Origin of the sequence: Clostridium frigidicarnis (assembly GCF_900111985.1) — a bacterium.
Classification (GTDB): Bacteria; Bacillota; Clostridia; order Clostridiales; family Clostridiaceae; genus Clostridium_Z; species Clostridium_Z frigidicarnis.
Genome location: NZ_FOKI01000011.1, coordinates 38,525 through 63,444, shown reverse-complemented (window position 1 = coordinate 63,444; position 24,920 = coordinate 38,525). Strand labels below are relative to the sequence as shown.

Sequence of the window (24,920 nt, the reverse complement as noted above, 5' to 3'; positions counted from 1 at the left end):
ATTTGTGAAACAGATTTAGGTATTTACAGGTATTACAAAAATATTATGGATGAGGAGGGAATTATATGTCACATCAAGCAACGGAGCAAATGATAGGTTATATATACCAAGTACGTTATGCTTTAAATTTATTATTACAAAATCCTGATGAATCAGCGCAAATTAGCATAGAAAAATTTGATGATGTATCGTTTCATAAAGATGATGCTCCAGAAGTATTGATTCAACTTAAGCATCATGTAAAAAATCATGGGAACCTTACAGATTCCAGTACCGATTTGTGGAGAACATTAAAAGTATGGATTGATTCAATTATAGAGATACCTGACCTGCCAATAAAAACAAAGTTCCTTATAATTACTACCGCTAAAGCACCCTCTGACTCTGCAGCTTATTTATTAAAAGAAACTGAAGATCGAGATATAAATATGGCTTATCAGAGGTTGAAAAGTGTTAGTGAAACATCGACAAATGAAGCACATAAGGCATATTATAGAGCTTTCAAATCTTTAGGGGAAGAGCAAGCCAAAGTACTTCTTAAAAGTGTTTACATTATTGATAAAGCTTGTAATATCATTGATGTAGAAAATGATATTAAATCCGAGATTAAATATGCAAGCCTTCCCCAATATGAATCATTAGTTTTGGAACGATTAGAAGGGTGGTGGTTTAAGAAGTCGATTGAGGCTCTTTGCTCAGAACAGCCAGTATTCTTTTCACAGAACCAGATTCGATCTTTTATAGTCACTTTGGCTCAAGAATATGCTTACGATAACTTGCCAATCGATGATTTTATTTTTGATGGAATAAGTGAGGATGATATTTCATCAGAGGATAGGATTTTTTACGAACAATTGAAGTTAATTGGATTGGGGAATAATAGAATTCAGATTTGTCTAAGAGATTATTATCGTGCGTTTCAACAGAGAGCTAACTGGATTAGAAATGATTTGTTGTATCTTAATGAATTAGATAAATATGAAGAACGGCTCATCTATGAGTGGGAACACGCATTTTACTCGGTACAGGATGATTTGACTGAATACGGAGAAGAGCTTACTGAAAATAGAAAAAGAGCAAAAGGAAAAGAACTATTGTCAGAAATAGAAAAGCAAGATATTCGTATTAGAACTAAGTGTAGTGATGCTTTTGTCATGCGAGGTTCGTATCATATGTTATCAAACAATTTGAAAGTAGGATGGCATAATGATTTTATGGAACGATTAAAACATCTATTGGAACAGAGGTGAGGATATGAAAGAATGGAACGAAAGAGCAAAAGAAGTAGCATATTTATTGAATCCAGCTTTTTGTGGAAGAATCATTTATAACACTGTCAAGGAATATGAAATAGCCTCAAAGAGGGCATTTCCAGTTCCGTTAGTCTATTTAATTTTACCCCTTATATTACATAAAAAGACTAGGGAACTTATTTCTAGCAGAACTCAGTTGTTGGTTTGGATACAACGATATCCTCATTTGCTAATTGACTTTCACGTTAGAGCAAAAGAACTTGTTGGTATTACGAATGAAGCAATGGAATTTTTGTTTCAAACAAATTTCTTGATGCTCAACGTCAATGGGGAAATCGAAACAGTAAAAACACAGAAAGCTCTAAGTAAAACTAAATATATTGATGAGGAAGTGAGAGAATGTATACTTAAAAGCGGTAATGTGGCAAAGTGGTTTGCTACTGCGGGTAAAACAGAAACAATTTATATTAGTTTGGGGGTGACACCTTAATGCAAATTCTAGAACTTATTATATATGGAAAAAAAGGACAAAAAAGAACCATACCATTTAACCTTGGTAAACTTAACGTTATTTGTGGTAAATCAAAGTCCGGAAAATCTGCTGTAGGGGATATTATAGATTATTGCCTTGGAGGTGACTCCTGTAATATTGCTGATGGAGTAGTACGAGATCATACAGCTTGGTATGGATTATTATTACAATTTGATGATGAACGCGTATTTGTTGCACGTAAGAATCCAGAGCAAGGGCAACAGACTACTTCGTATTGTTACGTCGAAATCGGCAAAGATATCATCTCGCCTTGTAAATGTGATTTTTCATCTAATGAAAATGTGGCAGGATTAGAGGAAACACTATCAAGACGATTAGGAATTGGAGAAAATCTTAATATACCACCTGAGGGACAAACACGGAATGCTTTAGCTGCAAACATTAGACATTCGTTATATTATTGTTTTCAAAATCAAGATGAAATTGCAGCCAAAAATTTTCTTTTCCATAAGCAGTCAGATGATTTTATAACCCAAGCAATTAAAGATACTCTTCCGTATTTTCTAGGTATAGTAAGTGAGGATACATTAGCACTCGAGCACGAACGAATATTATTAAAGAGAAAAATTGTAACAGAAAAGAGACGATTAGAAGAAGAACGTTCGCTTCAAGGTGGAGGAATGGCTAGAGCTATTTCTCTTATAGCCGAAGCAAAACAAGTAGGTATTCTTAATCCATCAGAGACAGTGAATTTAAATGACTATGATACTATATTCGAATGCTTATCTACTATTGATAGAACGTGGCAGGCCATTACAATCGTTGATACGGGCATGAATAGATTAAGTTATTTGCAGGCAGTTTTAAATGAGAAATTGGAAGAACTAGAAGAAGTGAACCATAATATTGATAATGCCAAGGTTTTTGCAGGTGAAGCATTAGGTTATACAAAAGAGGTTGGACATCAAAAAGCTCGCCTTGAATCCATAGGGCTTTTTGAACAGATAGATTTTAATCCAAATGCATGTCCATTTTGTTCAGGAACTCTTGAAACTCCTATTCCTGAAATAGAAATGATGAAAAAAGCTATTATTAATCTAGATTTAAGCATTGCCAATGTTAGTCGGGAAAGGCCAAAGTTGAGAAAATATATTGATGAATTGGAATCTAGTCGTCAACATTTAAGAGAAGAGATAAGAAATTTTAAAGCTGAAATAGAGGGTATTTATTTGCAAAATGTCTCAGCACAACAGCTAAAGGATTTGAATACAAGACGAGCTAAGGTTGTTGGACGTATCAGTTTATGGCTTGAAAGTGTGAGTAACGATCAGAGTTCTGGAAATCGTGAAAATACTATAAAGGGCTATGAGCAACGATTAGAGGAAATTAATACACTGCTTAATGTAGATGATTTGGAAGATCGTAAACAGTCTGCATTATCACGTATTTCAGTGGATATGAGCGAATGGGCAAAAATTTTAGATTTAGAACACTGTGAAAATCCTTATAGGCTAGATATGAATAAGGCAACAGTTGTAGTGGATAAGCCAGATCGTCCTGTGCCATTAAAACAACTTGGAAGTGGATCTAACTGGGTAGGGGTTCACCTAATTACATATTTTGCATTGCAAAAATATTTCATAAGTGCTAATAGGCCGGTTCCAAGATTTTTATTCATAGATCAACCATCACAGGTATATTTTCCTTCAGAGCATGATGAAGAAAAAACTGATTGGGCCATGGTAAATAGCCTATATAGATTTATTATAGATAGGATAGCTCAATCAAATCAACATTTACAGGTAATTATAGTAGACCACGCTGATATAGCAGATGAAGATTTTAAGAATGCTGTTATTGAAAATTGGTGGGGATCTGATAACTTGATACCTGAAGAATGGTATAAAGAACAGTAATTTTGATCCAAGAAAAGATGTAGATAAATAAGTAGGAGGGATGGCATTTGTGGAGAAAATTTAGATGGGATATGTTTGTAACCTCATTTATTCCTCTGTGGTTTTCAATAATTGTGGTGGATATCTGGGATTTAATAAAACAGTCAGTTGAAGTATGGAATATAGATAAGACCTTCTATTCTAATATTTCTTCCTGCTTTGAAACTAGCATGCTACAAGTCATAAGTGTTGTGGTTATAGTAATAATTGTTTTGATAAGCATAAGAGGAATCAATTCTTTTTTAAGTGATTGCAAATTTTCTGGGAATAATCCAAAGGGAAAGATAATTAAAGCAAGAAAAGCTAACAAACTGTCATCAGAGTTTCTCCTTGCTTATATTCTGCCCATGATAGCATTTGATTTTAGCAATTTACAAAAAATAGTGCTGTTTATTATCTACTTTGTAGTACTAGCTATTCTTTGTATTAGAAATAACAATATCTACACCAATATTCTTTTAGAATTTAAGGGATATAAAATGTATACCTGCGACATTGAGTGTGATGTTATGAATAGGAAACACATCTATTGTGATAGCTTAATTATTAGCGAGGATGACTTGACACTTTGTGAGGATAATGAAATCTCATATTGGGATTTCGACAATTATATCTATATACAAATAAATAAGGAGGGATAAATATGAGTAAAGTCATTTTGAAAAACATGTGCGAATCAATGAGAATAAACGAATATGTGTGGATGCTATATTTCTTTAAGATAGATAGGCGTTCTAAGCAACAGCCTTATAAGACCTACAAGGTTCGCTTTAGAAATCCAAATTATTTGTCTACATATGCATCAAATTTATTGTCTGCAACCAGCAAATATCAAATTGATTCAATAAGCCAAGTACAAGAATATGATGGTGAAAATACTAAAATAACTTGTGATAAACTATCATTAAACAATCCACTTATATCTGCTCAATGGAATAACTTTGTTAATTCTGTTATTACATCTTCAGATGATAAGATCGAAGGTAAATTGAATGGGTATATTTTAGTAGGACAACCTACTAATCAAGAATTAAAATCAGTTACCTTTATCAAGGGTGCTAATCCTATTACAAAACTAACAAATAGAAAGTCAGTTATTTTTAGTACTGCAGCTAATGATGAATTAGATCTGATTACTGATGATATTTGTAGGTTATACCTAACCGTAGATTTTATCGTCATTGACGGAACAATGTATACATTCAATCATACTTTTGAGACTTTGTTTGACCTTGAAAAGACAATGGCTAAAGTTAAAATTGCTGCAATCGATGAGATTATAGGTGCTGAGGCTATTTCAAATGTAGATGATTTTAAAGCTTATGCTTCGCAATATAAATCGGCCAAGACGTTTATCACGTTAAAAGAAGAGCGAGTTAATCGTATTAAAGATAATAGCAACCGAAAGAAGGTCGCAGAAATCCTAAATTTAAAATTAAATGAAAGAGGAGAGTTCATTATTAATTCTTCAGATGATGCATCACTTTTGATTCGATACTTATGTTATAAAGTATTTCAAGATTCTGAGACAAAGGAAGTTCTTGAAGCAAGCACAATAACAAGATTAAATATAGTTAATGGATAATCATAGGATAAGCCTTATAGGTATTGTATAAGATTATATAGTTACAACGTTAGTTGCGCAAAATCTGTAAGTAACAGGATTATATGTTGATATTTTGTAGAGAAATGTTTTAACTTATAATATCTAGGAGATTTTTATTTATAAAAGTGTATTCATATATATTAATATAGTAGATTTGAGCTTTGAGAGGGTAACGGTAAAATCCCTGAAAAAGAGGAAGAATACAGGTAAAGAGAAATAGTTATCTATAAAAGGAAAGAGGGTAGATTGAAGATAAATATGGTCTTAAATATATATAGCATCACTTGTAGGAGTAAAATCAGATATATAATTGGATAAGTATGATTATAAAAAGTAGTTTGGTCATTGAGTAGGATACTTTTTATATTGTAATTAAATAGGTACTTAAAGATAAGAGTTAGTTTATATAGCTAACTCCTTTTTTATACCCTAAATCTGAAAGGAGGAATAGAATTGAATGCTAAAGTAATCGCCATTGCCAACCAAAAAGGTGGTGTTGGCAAAACAACTACATGTACCAATTTAGGTATAGGACTTGCACAGGAGGGGAAGAAAGTCCTACTTGTGGATTGTGACCCTCAAGGTAGCTTATCTATTAGTTTGGGAAACTCACAGCCGGACATACTGTCCACAACTCTTGCCACAATTATGGGAAAGGTAATTACCGACACTCCCCTTAATAACAAAGAAGGTATATTAACTCATACAGAGGGGGTTGATTTGCTTCCAGCTAATATTGAGTTATCAGGTATGGAAGTATCTCTCGTTAATATAATGAGCAGAGAAAGCATATTAAAACAATACCTTGATACGGTCAAAAAACAGTATGATTTTATCCTACTTGACTGTATGCCTTCTCTTGGTATGCTCACAATCAATGCCCTTGCTGCTGTAGATAGTGTAATTATTCCAGTACAAGCACAATATTTATCAGCCAAAGGCTTAGAATAGCTTTTACACACAATAGGCAAAGTGCATAAGCAGATAAATCCAAAACTAAAGATAGATGGAATTCTGCTAACGATGGTAGACAGTAGAACTAACTTTACAAAAGATATATGTTCTTTGCTTAGAGAAACCTATGGTAGCAGTATTAATGTATTTGGGACAAATATTCCACATTCTATAAGAGCTGCTGAAAGTAGTGCAGAGGGCAAAAGTATTTTTTCTCATGATCCAAAAGGAAAAGTAGCAGATGCGTACAGAAATCTTACAAAGGAGGTGTTGAAAATTGAAAAGCTCCGTCAAAAACATAAGGCTGACATCGGTAGATGAGTTATTTTCTACAGCGGAAAGTAGAGCTGATGAAAACAGAGAAAAAGTGATAGATGTATCATTAATAGAATTATTTCCATTCAAAGATCATCCTTTTAAGGTGGTTGACAATGAAGCGATGTTTGATACTGATGAAAGTGTAAAACAGTATGGTGTACTTGTGCCCGCTATTGCGCGTCCTCGTAAGGAGGGAGGATATGAACTTGTGTCAGGGCACCGACGAAAAAGAGCCTGTGAATTGGCTGAAATTTCTACTATGCCAGTCATTATCCGTAACATTGACGATGATGCCGCAACCATTATTATGGTTGATAGTAACTTGCAGAGAGAAAGTATCTTACCAAGTGAACGTGCCTTTGCCTTTAAGTTGAAATTAGAAGCTATTAAAAGACAAGGATCAAGGTTAGATTTAACTTGTACCCAAGTTGGGCACAAGTTAAACGGTAAAAAATCTGTTGATCTAGTAGCAGAACAGGCGGGTTCAAGTCGTAACCAAGTACATCGTTATATTCGTCTTACCGAGCTTATACCAGAATTACTTACAATTGTAGATGAAAAGAAAATAGCTTTTAATCCTGCTGTTGAGTTATCTTATCTAAAAGAAGAGGAACAAAAAGATTTGCTTGAAGCTATGGATATGGAACAGGCAACACCATCTCTTTCACAGGCACAAAGACTTAAAAAATTTAGTGCTCAAGATAAATTAACACTTGATGTTATGGGTGCTATTATGAGTGAAGAGAAGAAAGGTGAAATAGAGAAGGTAACACTTACCGGTGATAAAATCAAAAAGTATTTTCCTAAAAGCTATACACCTCAACAGATGGAATCTACTATTATTAAGTTACTTGAAAGCTGGCACAAAAAGAGAATGCAACAACAAGAATGATAAATAATTCAAATAAGAAAGGGAGTGATAGTTATGGCGGTGTTTAGGATTGAAAAGACGAAGGATTATACAGTTATGGCAAATCATCATTTGAGAAATACGGGTCTATCTCTTAAAGCAAAAGGTTTATTATCCCTTATGCTATCCTTACCTGAGAACTGGGACTACACTACGAAGGGGCTTTCTAGGATATGTAAAGATGGAATTGATAGCATAAGTGCTACGGTTAAAGAACTTGAAGCAAGTGGCTATGTCATCCGAAAGCGTATACGAAATGAAAGAGGGCAACTTACTAGTACTGAATATACGATATTGGAGCAACCACAAAATATTGAGAATAAAGATTTTTTACCAAAACAGGAAAAGCCAATCTTGGGAAAATCAGAACAGGAAAACCCTATGCAGGAAGAACTAAAACAGGGTGAGTCTGTCTTGGAAAAACCTAATCAATTAAATACTAATACATCAAAAACTAATTTAGAAAATATTGATTTATTAAATAGAGATAGATCAAATCCTTATCCATCAAATCCATATGCATTAAAAGATGTGAAACAAAAAAAGATGGGATACGATACGATTGGATGTGAGAGTATAGAAGAAGTAAAAGAATTGATTTTGGAGAATCTAGAATACGAAATTATAAGAGAATGTTTTGACCATGAACGGTTAGATGAAATTATTGATCTGATGGTAGAGATACTATGTTCCACAAAGGAAACCATTAATATTGCAGGCGATGAGTATCCAGCACAACTTGTGAAAGAAAAGTTGCTGAGAATAGACAGTATGCATATTCAGTATGTATTTGATTGCCTTGAAAAGACGACCACTTATATTCGGAACATTAAAAGGTACCTGTTAGCAACATTATTTAATGCTCCATCAACGATTGGAAATTACTATGCAGCTCTTGTGAATCACGATTTTAGTAGAAGGCCCTGATACGCTATGACACTGTTCGTTAACAGAGGTTCAAGGCGTATTTTTTATACCTTAAATTAGAAAGGAGATCATGTTGGTACAGAAAAAATTACTTAGACGATTGGTTGTTCCACCTTAGAAGTCATATTAAGACACTACGAAAGGAGGCAAGTTTTTATGCAGGAAGATATAGAAAATAGGTCAGTTACGTTGGCTATTAATACCACAAAAATGACGGCACGTGTGCTGAAAGAAGCTATACACAAATTTTTGGAGGCACAAAAGAAAAGTCGGGATAGCCCTAAAATCCCTCATGGAAAACAGAGTGTAAAAGCCCTTGCCAAGTAAAATCAAGGCCTGAACAATATTGAAATTACAGAGAAAAACATCAAAAGTTTTGAGAAAGTGGCGAGAAAATACGGCGTTGACTTTGCACTTAAAAAAGATAAAACTGCAACACCACCTAAATACCTTGTGTTTTTCAAGGGAAGAGATGGCTTCCTTTAAAAATTGTAATATTATCAACACTGTTTTTAAATATAGTCTAATTATAAAATAAACTTCGCTACATACATATTTGAATTTATCTACCGTTAGCAGTCAACGCATGTGGAGTCTGTGGTGAGGATAGAGAAGAGCTAAAATAAGTAGGACAGAAAAGTCAGTAAATAAGGACTTCTGAGCATTGCATCAATTTTGCTAGATGTTGGCTGGTAGATAATATGCTTTGAAATCCTTATTTTTCTGTGAGAGGAAATATACCAAGGGGCTTAAGTGTGTGGTTGTATTGATAGATTAGATGACAGCGGTTTTTTAAAGGAGTGAGAATTATAATAAATCGTATGATGATGAATTATTTGAAAATAACTTACCATGTGTTATAATTTTGAATACAGATAAAGTATTAAGGAGGTGGTGACTTGGCACAGCAATATACTAGAAAAATGATTCATGAGGTATTCATAAAGATGCTGAATGAACGTCCACTTAACAAAATCACAGTTAAGGATATTGCTACAGTATGTGAGATCAACAGAAATACTTTTTATTATTACTACACAGATGTATATGCACTTCTGTCAGAGATCTTCCAAACAGAACTTCAGACAGTCATTGATGAATATAATGATACACTCTCCTGGGAGGAGAGTTTTATTGTGGCTACTAAATTTGCTTTAGAAAACAAAACAGCTATTTATCATGTATATAATTCCATGCAGAGAGAAGAATTAGTGAACTATATATACAATGTATCAGGAAATGTCATGATTCGGTATATTGAAAAGGTAAGTGACGGTATCTCAGCTTCTTCGGGAGATAGAAAACTGATTGCTTCCTTTTATCAGTGTGCCCTCACTGAAATGGTACTACGCTGGATTGCTTCTGGAATGAAGGAAGACCCTGATACTATAATCAGACGAATCGGGCAGCTCTTCGATGGAAACATTGAGCTATCCCTTAAGCGAAGTGCTGGTTAAAATGTCTAGTAAAAAGCAATATGGAGATTTCTTTTTTATCAGACATTTTAACCTCAATGCCTAAAAATTAGATAAACAAACTGCGGTGTTCGAAATTCGAACACCGCAGTTTGTTTATCTAATGAAAAAGACACAAAAAAACTATATTATAGATTTATAGAGATCTTACAGATAATAAGTATCCACAAATTTAAGGGAGGACTTATTATTTATTACAATATATGGACATGCTAGTAGAGTGAATATAGAAGCACTCTAAATATAATAATAGGATTTGGAAAACTATTAAGAAATTAAGAAAGAGGGAGATAATAATGAAATTAAAAACACATGATGATAGACTTACCCTTACAAATGGAAGTTATCATGCTTTAGTAAATGCAAGAAAGCCTAAAGGAATTGAAGGTAAAAAAGCTTATTTAATTGGTACTGGAATTGGTGCTTTAGCTGCTGGTTGTTTTTTAATTCGTGATGCTCACATGGATGGCAGCAAGATTACCTTCTTAGAACAATTAGACATTCCTGGTGGCTCTTTGGACGGAGAGGTTCGTCAAAATGTGGATTATGTAGCACGTGGTGGGCGTGAAATGGGTCACCATTTTGAGGTTTTATGGGGCTTATTTAGTTCATTACCATCTACAGAAGACCCTAATATGACTGTTTTAGATCATTTTTATTATACAAACTACGATGATCCAAACTTTAGCAATTGTCGTATTACTAAAAGTCAAGGTGAGCGTTATGACAATGGAAAATTCAATTTGGGTCAAGACTTGGCAAAAGAATTAGCTGCTTTTGTAAATATAACAGATGAAGAACTTGAAAATAAATCTATTGAAGATATTTTCTCTGAAGAACTTTTAAACACTGATTTCTGGACATACTGGAGAACAATGTTTGCTTTTGAAAATTGGCATAGTGCTTTAGAAATGAAATTATATATGAATCGTTTCATTCACCATGTTGGGGGACTTCCAAATCTTTCTGCTTTACAATTTTCAAAACATGATCAATTCACTTCATTTGTAAAACCTATGGTTAAATATTTAGAAGACCATGGTGCTAAATTTGAATATGGAGTTACTGTTAATAACGTTGAATTCTCAATCTCAGATGATAAAAAGGTTGCAAAGAAAATAGTTGCAACAGATAAAACTGGAAAAGATATCTCTATTGATTTAACAGAAAATGACTTAGTATTTATCACTAATGGTTCTATGACTGAAGGTTCAGGATATGGTGATGACAATACTCCTGCACCATTTAATAGAGAGCCAGAAGGATGCTGGAACCTATGGAGGAATATAGCAGCTCAATCAGATGAATTTGGAAATCCAGATAAATTCTGTACAGATACAGAAAAATCTAATTGGGAATCCTGTACAGTAACTTGTCATGATGAACGTGTTCCTGAGTACATTGAAAAGATCACAAAACGTTCACCATACGGCGGACGCACTGTAACAGGCGGAATAGTTACAGCTCTTGATTCTTCATGGTTGATGAGTTGGACAATAAACCGTCAAGAACAATATTATGGACAACCAGAAAAAGATGTTCTAGTTTGGGTATATGGTTTATTCTCTGATGTTCCTGGAGATTATATTAAAAAACCTATGAGAGATTGTACTGGTAAGGAAATCACAAAAGAATGGTTATATCATATAGGTGTTCCGACAGATAAAATTGAAGAATTAGCAGGGTCATGCAGTGCAGTTCCTGTTATGATGCCATTTATCACATCTCAATTTATGCCTCGTGCAGCTGGAGATCGTCCATATGTTGTACCAAAGAATGCAGTAAACTTTGCTTTCCTTGGACAATTTGCTGAAACATTGGATGATCCAGGCCGTGATACTGTATTTACTATAGAATACTCAGGACGCACAGCTATGGAAGCAGTATATGTTTTAACTGGAGTTGAAAAAGGAGTTCCTGAGGTATTTTCTTCAAGATATGATATCCGCTATTTATTAAATGCAGGTGTATGTTTATTAGATGGAGAAAAACCAAAACTTGATTTACCACCAATGGCTAAACGTAAAGTTTTAAAACAAGTAGCAGGAACAGACATTGAAAAGTTATTAAAAGAATATGGAATTATTTAATGACATTTACAGTTAGATAATTTGATTGAAATCCCGAATTTTAAAAAAATCGGGATTTTAATTTATTGTAGTTAATACTCATATGGCTACCTGGTATATTAATAATATGATAGAACATCATGCAAAGGAGGAAACTTCTGTGAAAAAGCAAATAAATCTCAAGCAAGGTTGTATTCCGACTATAGAAGAAATGCAAAGTCAGGGACTGTCAAGTAAAATATTTTGTAAATTGACATATATGGAAGTATTTTGTATAATACTTATAAATTGTTTGAATTGTAGCTCAGTTCAACAAATTACAATTTGTAAAAAGTGATTTAATTCAATATATGGAGGTTGAAAATGGGACAATTCAAGTTTGAAAAATGTTTGGATATAGAAGGACTTTATACTATAGAGCCTAAAATATTTTCAGATGAAAGAGGTTATAATTTAGAGACATACAATTCTAAAGATTTTAAAGAAGCTGGACTTGATATGGAATTTGTTCAAGAAAATCAATCAATGTCTAAAAAAGGTGTTCTTAGAGGATTACATTTTCAAAAAACATATCAGCAAGGAAAACTAGTACGTGTCACAAGTGGTGAAGTTTTTGATGTGGCAGTTGATATTCGTGAAGGATCTAAAACATATGGTAAATGGTTTGGTGTTGTTTTATCAGCTGAAAAGAAAAATATGTTATATGTTCCAGAAGGGTTTGCACATGGTTTCTTAGTCCTTTCTGATACGGCTGAATTTGCTTATAAGTTATCTGACTATTATCATCCAGAAGATGAAAGTGGTATTCCTTGGAATGATAAAAAAATAGGGGTTGACTGGCCAATTCCAGAAGGAATGAAAATTATAACATCTGAAAAAGATAGTAATCATCCCGCTTTTAGTAAAGGAATATCATTAAAACCTAAAAGAAAATAAGTATCAAATTCCAATTGAAAATTGCCGTGCAGCAGTGTATGAATAGCAGAAATTCATGCATAAGAATTGTATCAACATTGTTGAGAACCACTCAGAGATTGACAAAATATTTACATATATTAGCTGAATGTTTGTACATAATTGCGTGCTACCTTTAGGTAAGGTATTTCAGGAAAAAATAATAAAATGATTGAGAGAGAGGAATTTTTATGTGCAATTTAGAAGAATATACAGTTTGTGAGGCCGATTCAGAAGAATGGGGAAGATATCATGCTATTTATAGATTGAGTAATTTTAATGAGTGGATGCCATTAAGTTTTCAAGGTGAAATTGATCGCTATAAAAAAGTAGATTTCTGTTATTGGGTAATAAAAGATAATAAAAGAATAGGTGGAGCTTTTATAAAACCTAATATGCTTAAATGTGTATTTGTCATACCACCATTCAATAATAAAAGAATATTGATTGAGAAATTAAGTTTATATGTTGATTCCATATCTGACAGGAATGAAGATATCGAAGTTTCTGATGCTGATTTAAAATCAATTAAGGATTATGAAAGTTTTGGGTATAAGCTTAAGATAATTAATAAACTTATGGTTTGTGCAACAAATACATTTGATGTAGATTGGGAAGAAGAATATAAAGTAATAAATCCTAAAATAGAACATTCAGAAGATATGGCACAGCTATATTATGAAACATATAGCAAGAGTAACTTTTCATACATTTCATCTCAATCTTATGATTTTCAAGTTTCAAGTGTAAATGTGTATTTTGACCATATAAGATGTATGAATGTGCCTAATGATTGGTCTACATTAATTTATCATACTCCAACAAAAAAGTTAATTGCAGCGTGTATAGTCGGATTGGTAAATGGATTGCCTTATATATTAGATTTTGTTGTACATCCTAAATTTCAAAGAAAAGGATTAGCAACTAAAATGATGAAAAGGATATTGAATTTAGCAGCTGGTAATTATCCAGCTATTAGGCTAAATGTTACAGTGGGAAATGATGCAGAAATATTTTATAATGAATTAGGTTTTATAAGTTTAGCAGAAAACATACAAATGAAAAAATTACCTTTGTAAGAGTTTATGACTAATTTGACACTTATAATAAAACTATGAATTTAGGTGTAATCTATAATGGATAACAAAAACTAGACAGTTTAAATGCAAGATTTAAGGTGAATAATTAGCATATGAGAAAGTCATATAATGGTGAATTTAAAGCAACGGTTGTAATACAAATATTAAAAGAAGAAAAGTCCATAGCTCAGATTGCATCTGAGCATGATATATACCTAAACTAAGTCTGTAGATGGAAGAATGAAGAAGTTTCAAAGCTTGCCAAAATCTTTGAAGGTATCAGAATAAGAGATAGAAAATCAAGCACAAGATTGATGAAATATATGCCCACTGGCTTTTCTATGGATCTAGACGCATATGTGTAATACTTAACAATATAGGTTTTTTTTATATAAGCAGACCTACAGTACAGCGATACATGCGTGAAATGGGAATCTCCAGAGTTTGACCAGGTCCTAATTTAAATACTCCTAAGCATGGATGTAAGGAGGCTGCTGAAAAAGTGACTTTCGGAAAATTAGACCTAAAAAATTGTTGTTTAACAATTTTTTAGGTCCTTTATGTTATAATTAGATTATAAAATAATGCAGGTGATTGGCATGATAAAAAAGCAAGAAACAATGATTTTAAGTGAATATATAGGAGATGCTATGTTTAAAATTCCAACTCCACTTATGTTATCAAAAATAGTAGATGCTGGTGATAAGCTAGAAATTAAGGTTAACTCAATTATAAGATAACTTCAATTAATTAATGCAAGAGGCATTTAAGGGAGAATGATTTAATTAAGTTTTATTAAAACGATTAAAAGTAAAAAAAGACAATAGAAACATAGATAGTATAATATAAAAACATGGTCTTAAAAGTAATTAGGAGTGAGAAATTATGAGTATTGAGAGTATTAAACTGAAGAATTTTACTATATTTGAGAATTTAAAAGTTGACTTTTCAAAGGGTATAAATGTAATAATTGGAGAAAATGGAACTGGGAAGACGCAACTCATTAAAGCAATATATGCAAATCTTCAAATTGCTAAAAGTAAAAATATAGATGATATTTCAAAATATTTTAAAGCTGCAAACATAAATGATCGCTTTTTTGTTAGACAACTAAAACCATTGTTATTAGAATTAAAAGTTTCAGGAATTGAAAATAGGTGTGACAAAAATTATTTAATGGGAAAATCACAACTTGATGTTAATGGAATAAATACAACAGCTGGAAGTGATGACGAATGTTCATATGAAATTGCATATCCTTCTAAAGAGGTTGAATGTACGTTTATTCCAGCAAAGGATATGCTTACACATTCAAAAGGATTTGTATCAATGGCAGATAAATTCAGTGAATTTCCATTCGATAAAACATTGGTTGATATTATAAAAGTCGCTGGACAGTGGCAATTAAAACAGCCACCTAAAATTGCATTAAAGATTTTACCAATGCTAGAAAAAATGATGAAAGGTAAAGTAGTATTTGAAAACGAAGAATTTTATATAAAAAAAGATAATGGTGATATGGTTGATTTTGCAGTTGAAGCAGAAGGTTTAAAAAAGATAGGATTATTATGGCAACTCTTAATGAATGAAAACATAACTAGCCATAGTGTTCTTTTATGGGATGAGCCAGAAGCTAATATTAATCCTAAGTTTATTCCTAATTTAGTAGAAATATTACTTGAATTACAAAAAAATGGTGTCCAAATTTTTATTACTACCCATGATTATATTTTTGCAAAATACTTTGATGTTAAACGTTCTGATGATGATGTTGTTATGTATTACTCATTATACAAAACTGATGATGGTGTAGAATGTGAAAATAATGTGAAATTTGGAGATTTGAAAAATAACACAATTATGGATACATTCATTCAACTTTATAAAGATGAAGTAGAAAGGGCGATGAAATAGTGGTTCAAGTAAATGAATCTAATATGACTTTTGGTGATTTTCAAGATGATAAAATATTTCAAGTTGAAAAATCTAAATTGCATAATAAAATAGGAAATGGAATAAAAGTTGTAGAATTCATTCTATTAAATGATAAAAATCAATTAAGTTTTATTGAAGCAAAATCAAGTTCACCAAGACCAGTAAAAGAAAATACTATTCGTTTTAATGAGTATATAGATGAGATTTATGAGAAGTTTATACATTCTTTTAATTTATATTATTCTGCTGTTTTGAATAGGAATAATGATTATGGAGAAATACATGATAATTTTTTTCAATTAGATAATAGCAAAGTTAAATTTAGGTTTATTCTTGTAATTAAAGGTCATAGAATAGAGTGGTTAATGCCTTTATCAGATGCGCTTAAGGAAAAGTTATCATATCACAATACTATTTGGAAAAGTGATGTTATTGTAATGAATGATAAAATTGCAGCTGAATATAATTTAGTTAAGCAAACTGATGAATAACAAAATAATTCATCTTTTAAAATAGGGGTTAAAGGGGAGTATGACAACTTATTTATCAACTTTTAAAGTTGAAAAAGTATATAAGAGGTTAATGCTAAATACATTGGAACCAAATGAGGATTATATTCATGGTTTAATACGAGTATATAATGCTAAAATTTGTAATATTATTGATGATTATAATTCTAGTGCATATTATGAACCACTACCTACAATTATTAGAAGTTATTATAACTCATCATTTAATTAAAATGTAATTGTAGAAAATAGGTAAGAGGTAAATAACTAATCACATTGATAGTTATTTACCTCTTATTTTTTAATCTTTTTTAGTAAAAATCAATCAAAGAAATGAATAATTTTTTAAGTGCAATAACAGGAATGGATATACTTAAAAGTGGAAAGTCTGGATATTGGTAATTAAGATTATAGTAATTTTGTAGTATAGTATATTTATGAAGAAAGATAATATAGGGATAAATACAAGCTATGGAGATGGAAGGAGTATTATGGAGAATATATGTATTTTAGTAGTTGAAGATGATAAAGAAATTAATTATCTTATTGCAAATTATTTAAGAAAAGAAGGGTATATTGTGGATTGTAGTTTTGATGGTATGGAAGCTATAAATAAATTTGAAAATAAAACATATCAATTGGTCATATTAGATTTAATGTTACCCAAATTTAATGGCGGAGAGGTTCTTCTAAAGATTAGGGAAAAGAGTACAATTCCAGTAATAATTTTGTCAGCAAAAGATGAACAGACAGATAAAATATTTGGACTTGAATTAGGAGCAGACGATTATATTGTTAAGCCTTTTGATATAGGAGAGGTTATAGCAAGGGTTAAGGCTCAATTAAGAAGATATTTACAATTTAATAACAGTAATGAAATTGAAAAAACTGAAATATTAAAACATGGGGAGCTTCAATTAAATTTAGATACTTATGAACTTAAAGTGGGAGAAAGACATATAAATCTCACAGCAAAGGAATTTGAAATATTAAAGCTCTTAATGACTTATCCCAATAAGGTATTTACAAAATCACAGCTTTTCAATGCTGTTTGGAAAGAAGAATATATTACTGATGAAAATACTGTGATGGTACATATAAGCCGTCTCAGAAATAAAATTGAAAGCTGTTCCTCTAATTCTAAATATATAAAGACGGTTTGGGGAATAGGTTATAAGTTAGGCGAGGTGTAAGGTAGTAATATGAATACATATTTGTTAATTCTTATAATCTTTTTAATGTGTGTATGTTGTATTTCAATATTTAAGAATATATATTTTTCTAATCAGATAGACGAAATTAATAGGTCACTAGAGCAAATAAGAGATGGTAACTTTAATATGAGGTTGCGTTTATATTCCTCTAATAAGGGGTTACAAAACTTAGGAGTTAACTTAAATTCTATAATAGATGAATTTCAACGTATTGTTGAAAAAAAAGAATATCTTGAAGAATCAAGAAAAAAAATGATTTCTAATATATCACATGATTTAAGAACTCCATTAACTTCTGTTCTGGGGTATTTAGAAGCACTACATAAGGATTCAACGCTAGACAAAGAAGAAAGAAAATATTTTCTTGATATAGTATATATTAAGGCTCAAAGATTATATTCATTACTTGAACAATATTTTCAGCTTTCAAAAATAGAAGCTGAAGATGTACCAATTAAATTAGAAAAAATTAATTTGACTAATATTGTTAAAGACGCATTAGTAGAGTTTTATCAGGAATTTGTAAAGGAAAATATTGAACCTATTATTGAGATACAAGAAAAGGATTTATTTGTATGGGGAGATAGTAAAGCTATTGATAGAATACTATCTAATCTTTTACTTAATGCACTTAGATATGGAAAAGAACAAAAAACAATTGGCTTAATGATGAAAGAGAAAAACTCTATGGTTTGGGTAGAGATATGGAATGGGGGAGCTGGTATTCCTGAAAAGGATATTCCATATATATTTGATAGATTATATACGGCAGAACCTTCAAGAAATGAAAAGTTACGTGGAAGCGGGTTAGGTCTTGCAATAGTTAAAAAACTTATAGAAAGATTAAATGGAAAGGTTTTAGTCAAAAGCATACCAAATGAGAAAACCACTTTTTCATTTGGGTTACCGTTATATAAGCAGCTAATGTAAAGTGAAGGATTTAGGCACATTCAAAAAATAACAAGTCAGTATGCTAGTCTATTTTGTGCATACTACGTTAGTGATATTAGCTATTTATAATTTAAGGTATTTGTAAGGTATTTGTTAGGGTTATGTAAAACTAAGATAGTATCCTGTGAACATGATGATAAATTATTTTTAGGGGGAGAGGATAGTGGAATGTATATTAAAAACCTATAATCTAACAAAACAGTACAAAGACCATAGAGTTGTTGATAATGCAAACATAACAATTGAAAAAGGAGATATTTATGGATTCTTAGGTGAAAATGGTGCGGGTAAAACAACTACTATGAGAATGATTATGGGACTAATTAAGCCTACAGATGGAAGTATTGAGTTGTTTGGAGAAAAGGTAAGTGAAGATACAAAGCAGGTTTTTGCAAGAGTTGGTTCTATTATAGAATTCCCTGGTTTTTATGAAAATTTAACTGCAGTAGAAAATTTAGATATTCATAGAAAACTTATGGGTGTACCGGGCAAAAATTGTATTGAAGAATCTTTAAAAACAGTTGGATTATTTGATTATCGTAATAGAAAAACAAAAGATTTTTCTTTGGGTATGAAACAGAGACTTGGCATAGCAAGGGCTTTACTTCATAATCCTGAATTTTTAGTGTTAGATGAACCAACAAATGGTTTAGATCCTATGGGAATAAAAGAAATACGTGAACTTATACTTGATTTATCACAGAAGAGGCAGATAACTGTATTGATATCAAGTCATATTTTAAGTGAGATTCAGCAATTAGCCACAAAAGTAGGAATAATACACAAGGGAAAGCTACTTGAAGAGATAGACTATCAAACGTTAAAAAAGAAAAACAGGCATTATATCCAACTGAAAGTTAATAATGATAGAGAAGCAGTATTTATGCTAGAAGAAAAACTTAATATAACAGATTATATAATTCCAGAACCAGGCATCATTAAGATTTATGAAAAATTAACAGGGACTTTAAACATCAATAGAATACTAATACAAAATAATGTTGATGTTAAAGAAATATCTTTAGCGAGAGACAGTCTTGAAGATTATTTTATTGGTTTAATAGGAGGGGACATAAATGAATAAACTAGCAAGTTTACCAACCGTGATTAATACTGAATTTATTAAATTAAGAAAATGTAAAGTTTTATGGTGTATTCCTTTATGTTCTTTGTGCCCCGACATATTAATATTTTTAATGTATGCAGTTAATAAAAAATACCCTATGGTCATTTGGAAAGATTATTTTACACTTATTGAAATGATGATTAATTTATTGATTGGGATTGGACTTTTTTCTATATTAGCAGGATTTATTTTTTCAAGGGAATATCAAGAAAATACTGTAAACAGTATGTTTACTTATCCAATAAGTAGAATGCAATTTTTTGTTGGCAAACTTATTGTTATGTTTATTCTTATTTTTATTACACTTATTTCTTCATTTATTGTATCAGTGTTTTTAGGATTGATAATAAAACATGAACCTTTAACTCTTAGTATTTTACTATATTACTCTAAAACCTATATATTTATGGCTATTATGCACTTTGCATTAATTCCAATATTAGCATTTTTAAGTATTTATAATAAGAGCATAATTCCAACAATTATAGTTGGAGTGAGTGCTATTGCCCTTAACCTTATAGTCATAAACACAAAATTTAACACATTATTTCCATGGAGTATTCCAACTATATTAAGTCCTCATGAAGATGGAAGAACTTATACAAATTATGCTTTGGGTATTACTGTTTTATGTGCATCCTTTATCATTGGAACAATATTAAGTATAAAAAATATAAAAGAAGATGTACACTAAAAATATAAATATCTTATAGGTTTATAGGTAATTTCACTACATCTTTTATATTTTTAATAGGGGATTTATCTGTGCTTTTTTCAAATAAAGCTTATATCAATAAAGATTTTCAATAGCTCTCTTCTAAAGAGTATTAAAAAATAGTTTGGAAAGGATTAACGTTGATAACACAATAGGTTCATAAAGATTTATTAATTGAAATAATGATTGAATTAAAGTAGGACTTGGGGAGAAATCTCTTAGTCCTCTTTTTTATTTTAAGAGTTAAAATCTGATGAGACTTTTTTGTAAGTACACAGTAACTGCTATTGCAAATCCAAAGATTATTACTTGTTTAGGAGAATAAGGAGCTAGTATTTCGATTAATATATCTGGTGAAAAGGCTAGGAATACATGGAGGGGAAGGTTAAAAGTTTTAGCAAAATGGAGGATTTACCAGGGGTTGAGATTCCATATTATGGCGTGTTGATAAAGTCATCAGAATGTAATTCATGGCTTTATAGATTTTAAAATAATACCGAATGCTAAAACAGAGTGTATTAGATTATGGCTAATAATATAGAAATAAATAATTAAAATATATCAAATCTATAAAAAAGAAACATATTAAAGATAACTTCTGAGATTGCCTTAGGAGTTTTTTTCTTAAAAAGGAGTTTTAATTTAATGCAATAATGAAGAAGAGAAAATAAAACTAACTTAAACGTAAGGTTCTAAAATTCTAAACATCATGAGTGTGGGTATGCATTTTATTTGAATTATATAGCTTGATACTTATAGAGATAATGAATGTTATATATTATATAAAACTAATATAAAGAATATTTTGTATTGTTGGCTATATAATGTTTAGTATTTATTTAAAAATAAGTATAAAAATAGTTCGAAAACTGAAATTTTGTACAATGATAAAATTCAATTAAAAAAATAGTGGAAAAATAAAAAACGAGAATAATATTATTTATAAAATTCAAAAAAAGGAAATAAGCTGTCGTCAAAAAAAGGCGATTAACATACATAAAATGACAACATAATTCGTGGGAATGGTATATAATAAATTTAATAGAAGTAGCAAAAATATATTATTTTTGTAAATATATATATAATGAGGTACTTTATGAAAATTTATGCTGTGAGAATCTTAGATATTAGCGAAGAAAAGTTAAATAAGTTATGTTTATTGATTGATTTAGAGAAAAAATGTAAAATTGAAAAATTTATTAATAAAAAAGATAAAGTTAGAGCATTAATTGGTGAAATATTGATAAGGGTTATAATTGTTCAGGAATTGGGTATTAAAAATATAACATTTGAGAAAAATAAATATGGGAAACCATATCTGAAAGAGTATCCAAAGTTCAATTTCAATATATCTCATTCTGGGGAGTTTGTAGTAGGTGCAATTGATGATAAGCCTATAGGAATTGATGTTGAAGAAGTAAAATATATTGAGTATGAAGAGATAGCTAAAAGTTTTTTCACTATAAGTGAATTTAATTATATTATTAAAAATGATTCAGATATTTGCTTAAGTAAGTTTTATGAAATATGGACTTTGAAAGAAAGTTATATTAAATGTTGTGGACAAGGACTATCAATACCATTAAAGTCATTTTCTATTGAAGTAGAGAAAGATGAAAATATTAAAGTGGTTAGCAATAATGAATATAAGGAACATACTTTTAAGTTATTTGATATAGAGTTAGGTTATAAAATAGCTGTATGTTCATTAAATAAAGAGATTTCTAATAACATAATACGATTAGAGCAGAACAGTTTAATTAATAAATATATTAGATTTAATCTTGAGTAAGTAGGGGAGATATTTCAATGATATTATTTTGTTTACCATATGCAGGTGGGTCGGAAGTTATATATTATAAATGGAAAAAGTATTTAAATCCTTCGATACAGCTAGAATCAATAGAACTTAAAGGAAGAGGGAAAAGATATAGTGAGATTTTTTATGAAACATTAGATGAAGCTGTAGAAGATATATTGAGAAATATTAAAGATAAAATAATGAATGATGATTATGCTATTTATGGTCACAGTATGGGAAGCCTTTTAGCCTACGAATTATATTATAAAATAAAGGAGCAAAAGCTTAGAAAGCCCAGACATATATTTTTTTCGGGTTATAAAGCACCAAGTATTATAAGAAGAAAAGAAAATACATACACTTTACCTGATTATGATTTTATGAAAAAAGTAATTGAACTTGGTGGTACGCCAGAAGAGTTAATGAAAAATAAAGAGCTACTTGAAATATTTCTTCCTGTAATTCGAAGTGATTTTAAGATTCTAGAAAATTATAACTATAAAGAAAGAGAAGATAAAATTGAATGTGATGTTTCAATTTTAAATGGAAAACAAGATTCTATAAATTTAGAAGAAATACTAGCTTGGAAAAATCATGTAGATAATGGTTTTAAAGTTTATAATTTCGAAGGCAATCATTTTTTTATAAATAATAATGTTGAAAACATAATTAATGTTATAAATTGTACATTAATTAAGCAAAAAAGTATCAAAAGGGGAACGGAAATGAGTGAGAATAATAAGAACTACTATAAGTTAATATATCCACAAAAGAGTATATGTGATTATACTGGCGGAATATTAACTAATCAAAATCAAAAAAATTAGTATATGGAGATAGTAAAATGGTTGATGGAATATTGTGTTTCAATTGTAAAAATCATATGTATAGTAATGATATGGAAGAAAATTTAAATGTATGTAAAATTTGTGGACAACATTTTAAATTAGATATTAACACCAGAATAAAAAATATTTTTGATACAGAATCAGTTAAATATTTTGATACAGAAATGTATTGCAACAATCCACTGAACTTTCCTACATATAGTAAAAAAATTGATGAGTTGCGAAAAGAGTTAAAAAGCAATAGTGCAGTTGTTACTGGGTATGGAACAATAAATGCTAATCCAGTTTATTTTGCAATAATGGATTATAGATTTTTGATGGGGTCAATGGGAATTGTAGAAGGTGAGAAGATAACTAGAGTAATAGAAAGGGCAACTGAAAATAATGAAGCCATAGTAATATTTACTGGATCTGGAGGGGTTAGGATTCAAGAAGGAACAATAGCTGTATATCAGATGAGTAAAGTTGCAACTGCCATAAAAAAGCACAATGACAAAGGCCTTTTATTTATAAGTGTTATTACTGATCCTACATTTGGAGGTGTAACTGCTAGCATTGCAACTCTTGGAGATATAATAATTGCAGAACCAAATGCAAATATAGGGTTTGCAGGAAGAAGGGTTATAGAGCAGACGATAAGGCAGCAGCTATCTAAAGAATTTCAAACCTCAGAATTTATGATAAATCATGGATTTATTGATTGTATTATTGATAGACGAGATTTAAGAAATTCGTTGGCATATATTTTAAAGTTTCATAAAAATGACTTAAATAGAGTGGATTTAAAATATCCTAAAATGCAAAAATATGATCAGAACTTATCTTATAAATCAAGCCATGATAAACTTACACCATGGCAAAAAGTAAAAGCAGCAAGAAAGCTTGAAAGGATAAGGCTTAAGGATTATATAAATATGTTAATTACAGGTTTTATAGAGCTTAAAGGTGATAGAAAGTTCAAAGATGACAAGGCATTTATATGTGGTATAGGGTATCTTAAAGATCTGCCAATAACAATTGTAGGTACAGCAAGGGGGAGGAATATAAAGGATAATATTGATAGGAATTTTGGAAGTGCACATCCAGAAGGTTATAGAAAGGCATTGAGACTTATGAAGCAGGCAGAAAAGTTTAATAGGCCTATTCTTTGTTTTATAGATACTCCAGGAGCTGCTTGCGATGTTGAAGCTGAGGAGAGAGGACAAGGAGAAGCTATTGCAAGGTGCCTTATGGAAATATCTAGTATAAGAGTTCCTATCATAACCATAATACATGGAGAAGGTGGAAGCGGAGGAGCATTAGCTATAAGCAATGGTGATTATGTGTATATGTTAGAAAATGCAACATATTCTGTTATTTCACCAGAAGCAGGAGCAGCAATCATACATAGAGACTCAAAAAAAGCAGAGGAAATAGCTGCACATTTAAAGCTTACTGCAAGTGATATTCTAAATTTCGGAATAATAGATTGTATATTGCCAGAGCCTACCGATAAAGAAGAGAGCAGAAATAAATTTATTAAAGACATGAAAGAAACTATATATATAAAGTTTTTAGAACTTATGAGTTATGATAAATCAGACTTAATTAATAACAGGCATTTTAAAATAAGATCAATAGGTAATATTGAAACGAATAGAAATGAAGGGTTACAACAAATTGCAGCAGAAAAAATTAAAGAATAGATATAGTAGGTTTTATGGGTGATGAGAAATTAACCTAGGTAAAAAAATTAAATTCAAAGTGATAATTGTGATATGGAAAAATCAACGAAAACTTTCAGAATAATTTATATCTTATGAATAATGCGGGTTTACTAATAGAATTA

Annotated in this window: 23 protein-coding genes and 2 pseudogenes; all 25 read left to right on the top strand. The window is 30.7% G+C overall.

From position 1 onward, the window contains the following. Window positions 1-65: 65 nt before the first annotated feature. The 25 genes and pseudogenes from BM119_RS08675 to accD all read left to right on the top strand — a co-directional run bounded on the left by BM119_RS08675 (window position 66) and on the right by accD (window position 24,777). The gene (locus BM119_RS08675) at window positions 66-1,250 is read left to right on the top strand and encodes an ABC-three component system protein (protein WP_090040626.1); all 1,185 of its coding nucleotides are present in this window, start codon (window positions 66-68) and stop codon (window positions 1,248-1,250) included. A 4-nt stretch (window positions 1,251-1,254) separates the two neighbouring features. Continuing rightward, entirely contained in the window at window positions 1,255-1,743 is a 489-nt protein-coding gene (locus BM119_RS08670; RefSeq protein ID WP_090040624.1) for a three component ABC system middle component, read from the top strand. Next, window positions 1,743-3,662 carry a DUF3732 domain-containing protein gene (locus BM119_RS08665; RefSeq protein ID WP_090040622.1) on the top strand — a complete coding sequence of 640 codons (1,920 nt, stop codon included), beginning with the start codon at window positions 1,743-1,745 and terminating at the stop codon, window positions 3,660-3,662. Before BM119_RS08670 ends, BM119_RS08665 begins: the two co-directional genes overlap by 1 nt. Window positions 3,663-3,709: 47 nt before the next feature. Next, window positions 3,710-4,342: a hypothetical protein gene (locus BM119_RS08660; protein WP_242948380.1), complete on the top strand. Its 633-nt coding sequence runs from the start codon at window positions 3,710-3,712 to the stop codon at window positions 4,340-4,342. Between the two features lie 2 nt (window positions 4,343-4,344). Further along, window positions 4,345-5,286 carry a Kiwa anti-phage protein KwaB-like domain-containing protein gene (locus BM119_RS08655; RefSeq protein ID WP_090040620.1) on the top strand — a complete coding sequence of 314 codons (942 nt, stop codon included), beginning with the start codon at window positions 4,345-4,347 and terminating at the stop codon, window positions 5,284-5,286. A gap of 474 nt (window positions 5,287-5,760) precedes the next feature. Then, window positions 5,761-6,582: pseudogene (locus tag BM119_RS08650) on the top strand (ParA family protein). Then, entirely contained in the window at window positions 6,539-7,471 is a 933-nt protein-coding gene (locus BM119_RS08645; RefSeq protein ID WP_090040618.1) for a ParB/RepB/Spo0J family partition protein, read from the top strand. Before BM119_RS08650 ends, BM119_RS08645 begins: the two are co-directional and overlap by 44 nt. A gap of 33 nt (window positions 7,472-7,504) precedes the next feature. Continuing rightward, window positions 7,505-8,416, top strand: a complete 912-nt coding sequence (locus BM119_RS08640; RefSeq protein ID WP_090040616.1) for a DUF6017 domain-containing protein — start codon at window positions 7,505-7,507, stop codon at window positions 8,414-8,416. A gap of 156 nt (window positions 8,417-8,572) precedes the next feature. After that, window positions 8,573-8,890 (top strand): annotated as a pseudogene (locus tag BM119_RS08635) (PcfB family protein); the annotation flags it as partial. Window positions 8,891-9,315: 425 nt separating this feature from the next. After that, window positions 9,316-9,873 carry a TetR-like C-terminal domain-containing protein gene (locus BM119_RS08625; RefSeq protein WP_090040614.1) on the top strand — a complete coding sequence of 186 codons (558 nt, stop codon included), beginning with the start codon at window positions 9,316-9,318 and terminating at the stop codon, window positions 9,871-9,873. 314 nt (window positions 9,874-10,187) lie between these two features. After that, window positions 10,188-11,981, top strand: coding sequence for an oleate hydratase (locus tag BM119_RS08620; protein ID WP_090040612.1), 1,794 nt, complete (start codon window positions 10,188-10,190; stop codon window positions 11,979-11,981). 342 nt (window positions 11,982-12,323) lie between these two features. Then, entirely contained in the window at window positions 12,324-12,896 is a 573-nt protein-coding gene (gene rfbC, locus BM119_RS08615) for a dTDP-4-dehydrorhamnose 3,5-epimerase (RefSeq protein ID WP_090040610.1), read from the top strand. Between the two features lie 209 nt (window positions 12,897-13,105). Beyond that, on the top strand, window positions 13,106-13,993 hold the full coding sequence (locus BM119_RS08610; protein WP_090040608.1) for a GNAT family N-acetyltransferase: 888 nt from the start codon (window positions 13,106-13,108) through the stop codon (window positions 13,991-13,993). 298 nt (window positions 13,994-14,291) lie between these two features. Beyond that, a complete protein-coding gene (locus BM119_RS20580; protein WP_090040730.1) occupies window positions 14,292-14,441 on the top strand; it encodes a helix-turn-helix domain-containing protein in 150 nt (49 codons plus the stop codon). 151 nt (window positions 14,442-14,592) lie between these two features. Further along, window positions 14,593-14,733: a hypothetical protein gene (locus tag BM119_RS19825; protein ID WP_177199362.1), complete on the top strand. Its 141-nt coding sequence runs from the start codon at window positions 14,593-14,595 to the stop codon at window positions 14,731-14,733. Between the two features lie 145 nt (window positions 14,734-14,878). Then, complete coding sequence (locus BM119_RS08600) at window positions 14,879-15,907, top strand: AAA family ATPase (protein WP_090040607.1); 1,029 nt, start codon at window positions 14,879-14,881, stop codon at window positions 15,905-15,907. After that, entirely contained in the window at window positions 15,907-16,419 is a 513-nt protein-coding gene (locus tag BM119_RS08595) for a hypothetical protein (protein ID WP_090040606.1), read from the top strand. The genes BM119_RS08600 and BM119_RS08595 overlap by 1 nt, the downstream gene beginning before the upstream one ends. Window positions 16,420-16,459: 40 nt before the next feature. Continuing rightward, complete coding sequence (locus tag BM119_RS08590; RefSeq protein WP_177199365.1) at window positions 16,460-16,669, top strand: hypothetical protein; 210 nt, start codon at window positions 16,460-16,462, stop codon at window positions 16,667-16,669. Window positions 16,670-16,928: 259 nt separating this feature from the next. After that, a complete protein-coding gene (locus BM119_RS08585) occupies window positions 16,929-17,630 on the top strand; it encodes a response regulator transcription factor (RefSeq protein WP_177199369.1) in 702 nt (233 codons plus the stop codon). Between the two features lie 147 nt (window positions 17,631-17,777). Then, on the top strand, window positions 17,778-18,581 hold the full coding sequence (locus BM119_RS08580; protein WP_177199364.1) for a sensor histidine kinase: 804 nt from the start codon (window positions 17,778-17,780) through the stop codon (window positions 18,579-18,581). 184 nt (window positions 18,582-18,765) lie between these two features. After that, on the top strand, window positions 18,766-19,686 hold the full coding sequence (locus BM119_RS08575; protein ID WP_090040602.1) for an ABC transporter ATP-binding protein: 921 nt from the start codon (window positions 18,766-18,768) through the stop codon (window positions 19,684-19,686). Further along, window positions 19,679-20,422 carry an ABC transporter permease gene (locus BM119_RS08570; RefSeq protein WP_090040600.1) on the top strand — a complete coding sequence of 248 codons (744 nt, stop codon included), beginning with the start codon at window positions 19,679-19,681 and terminating at the stop codon, window positions 20,420-20,422. Before BM119_RS08575 ends, BM119_RS08570 begins: the two co-directional genes overlap by 8 nt. Before the next feature lie 1,117 nt (window positions 20,423-21,539). After that, window positions 21,540-22,235 carry a 4'-phosphopantetheinyl transferase family protein gene (locus tag BM119_RS08565; protein ID WP_090040598.1) on the top strand — a complete coding sequence of 232 codons (696 nt, stop codon included), beginning with the start codon at window positions 21,540-21,542 and terminating at the stop codon, window positions 22,233-22,235. A gap of 17 nt (window positions 22,236-22,252) precedes the next feature. Then, window positions 22,253-23,071, top strand: coding sequence for a thioesterase II family protein (locus BM119_RS08560; protein WP_090040596.1), 819 nt, complete (start codon window positions 22,253-22,255; stop codon window positions 23,069-23,071). 17 nt (window positions 23,072-23,088) lie between these two features. After that, on the top strand, window positions 23,089-24,777 hold the full coding sequence (gene accD, locus BM119_RS08555; RefSeq protein ID WP_090040594.1) for an acetyl-CoA carboxylase, carboxyltransferase subunit beta: 1,689 nt from the start codon (window positions 23,089-23,091) through the stop codon (window positions 24,775-24,777). The last annotated feature ends 143 nt before the right edge of the window (window positions 24,778-24,920 follow it).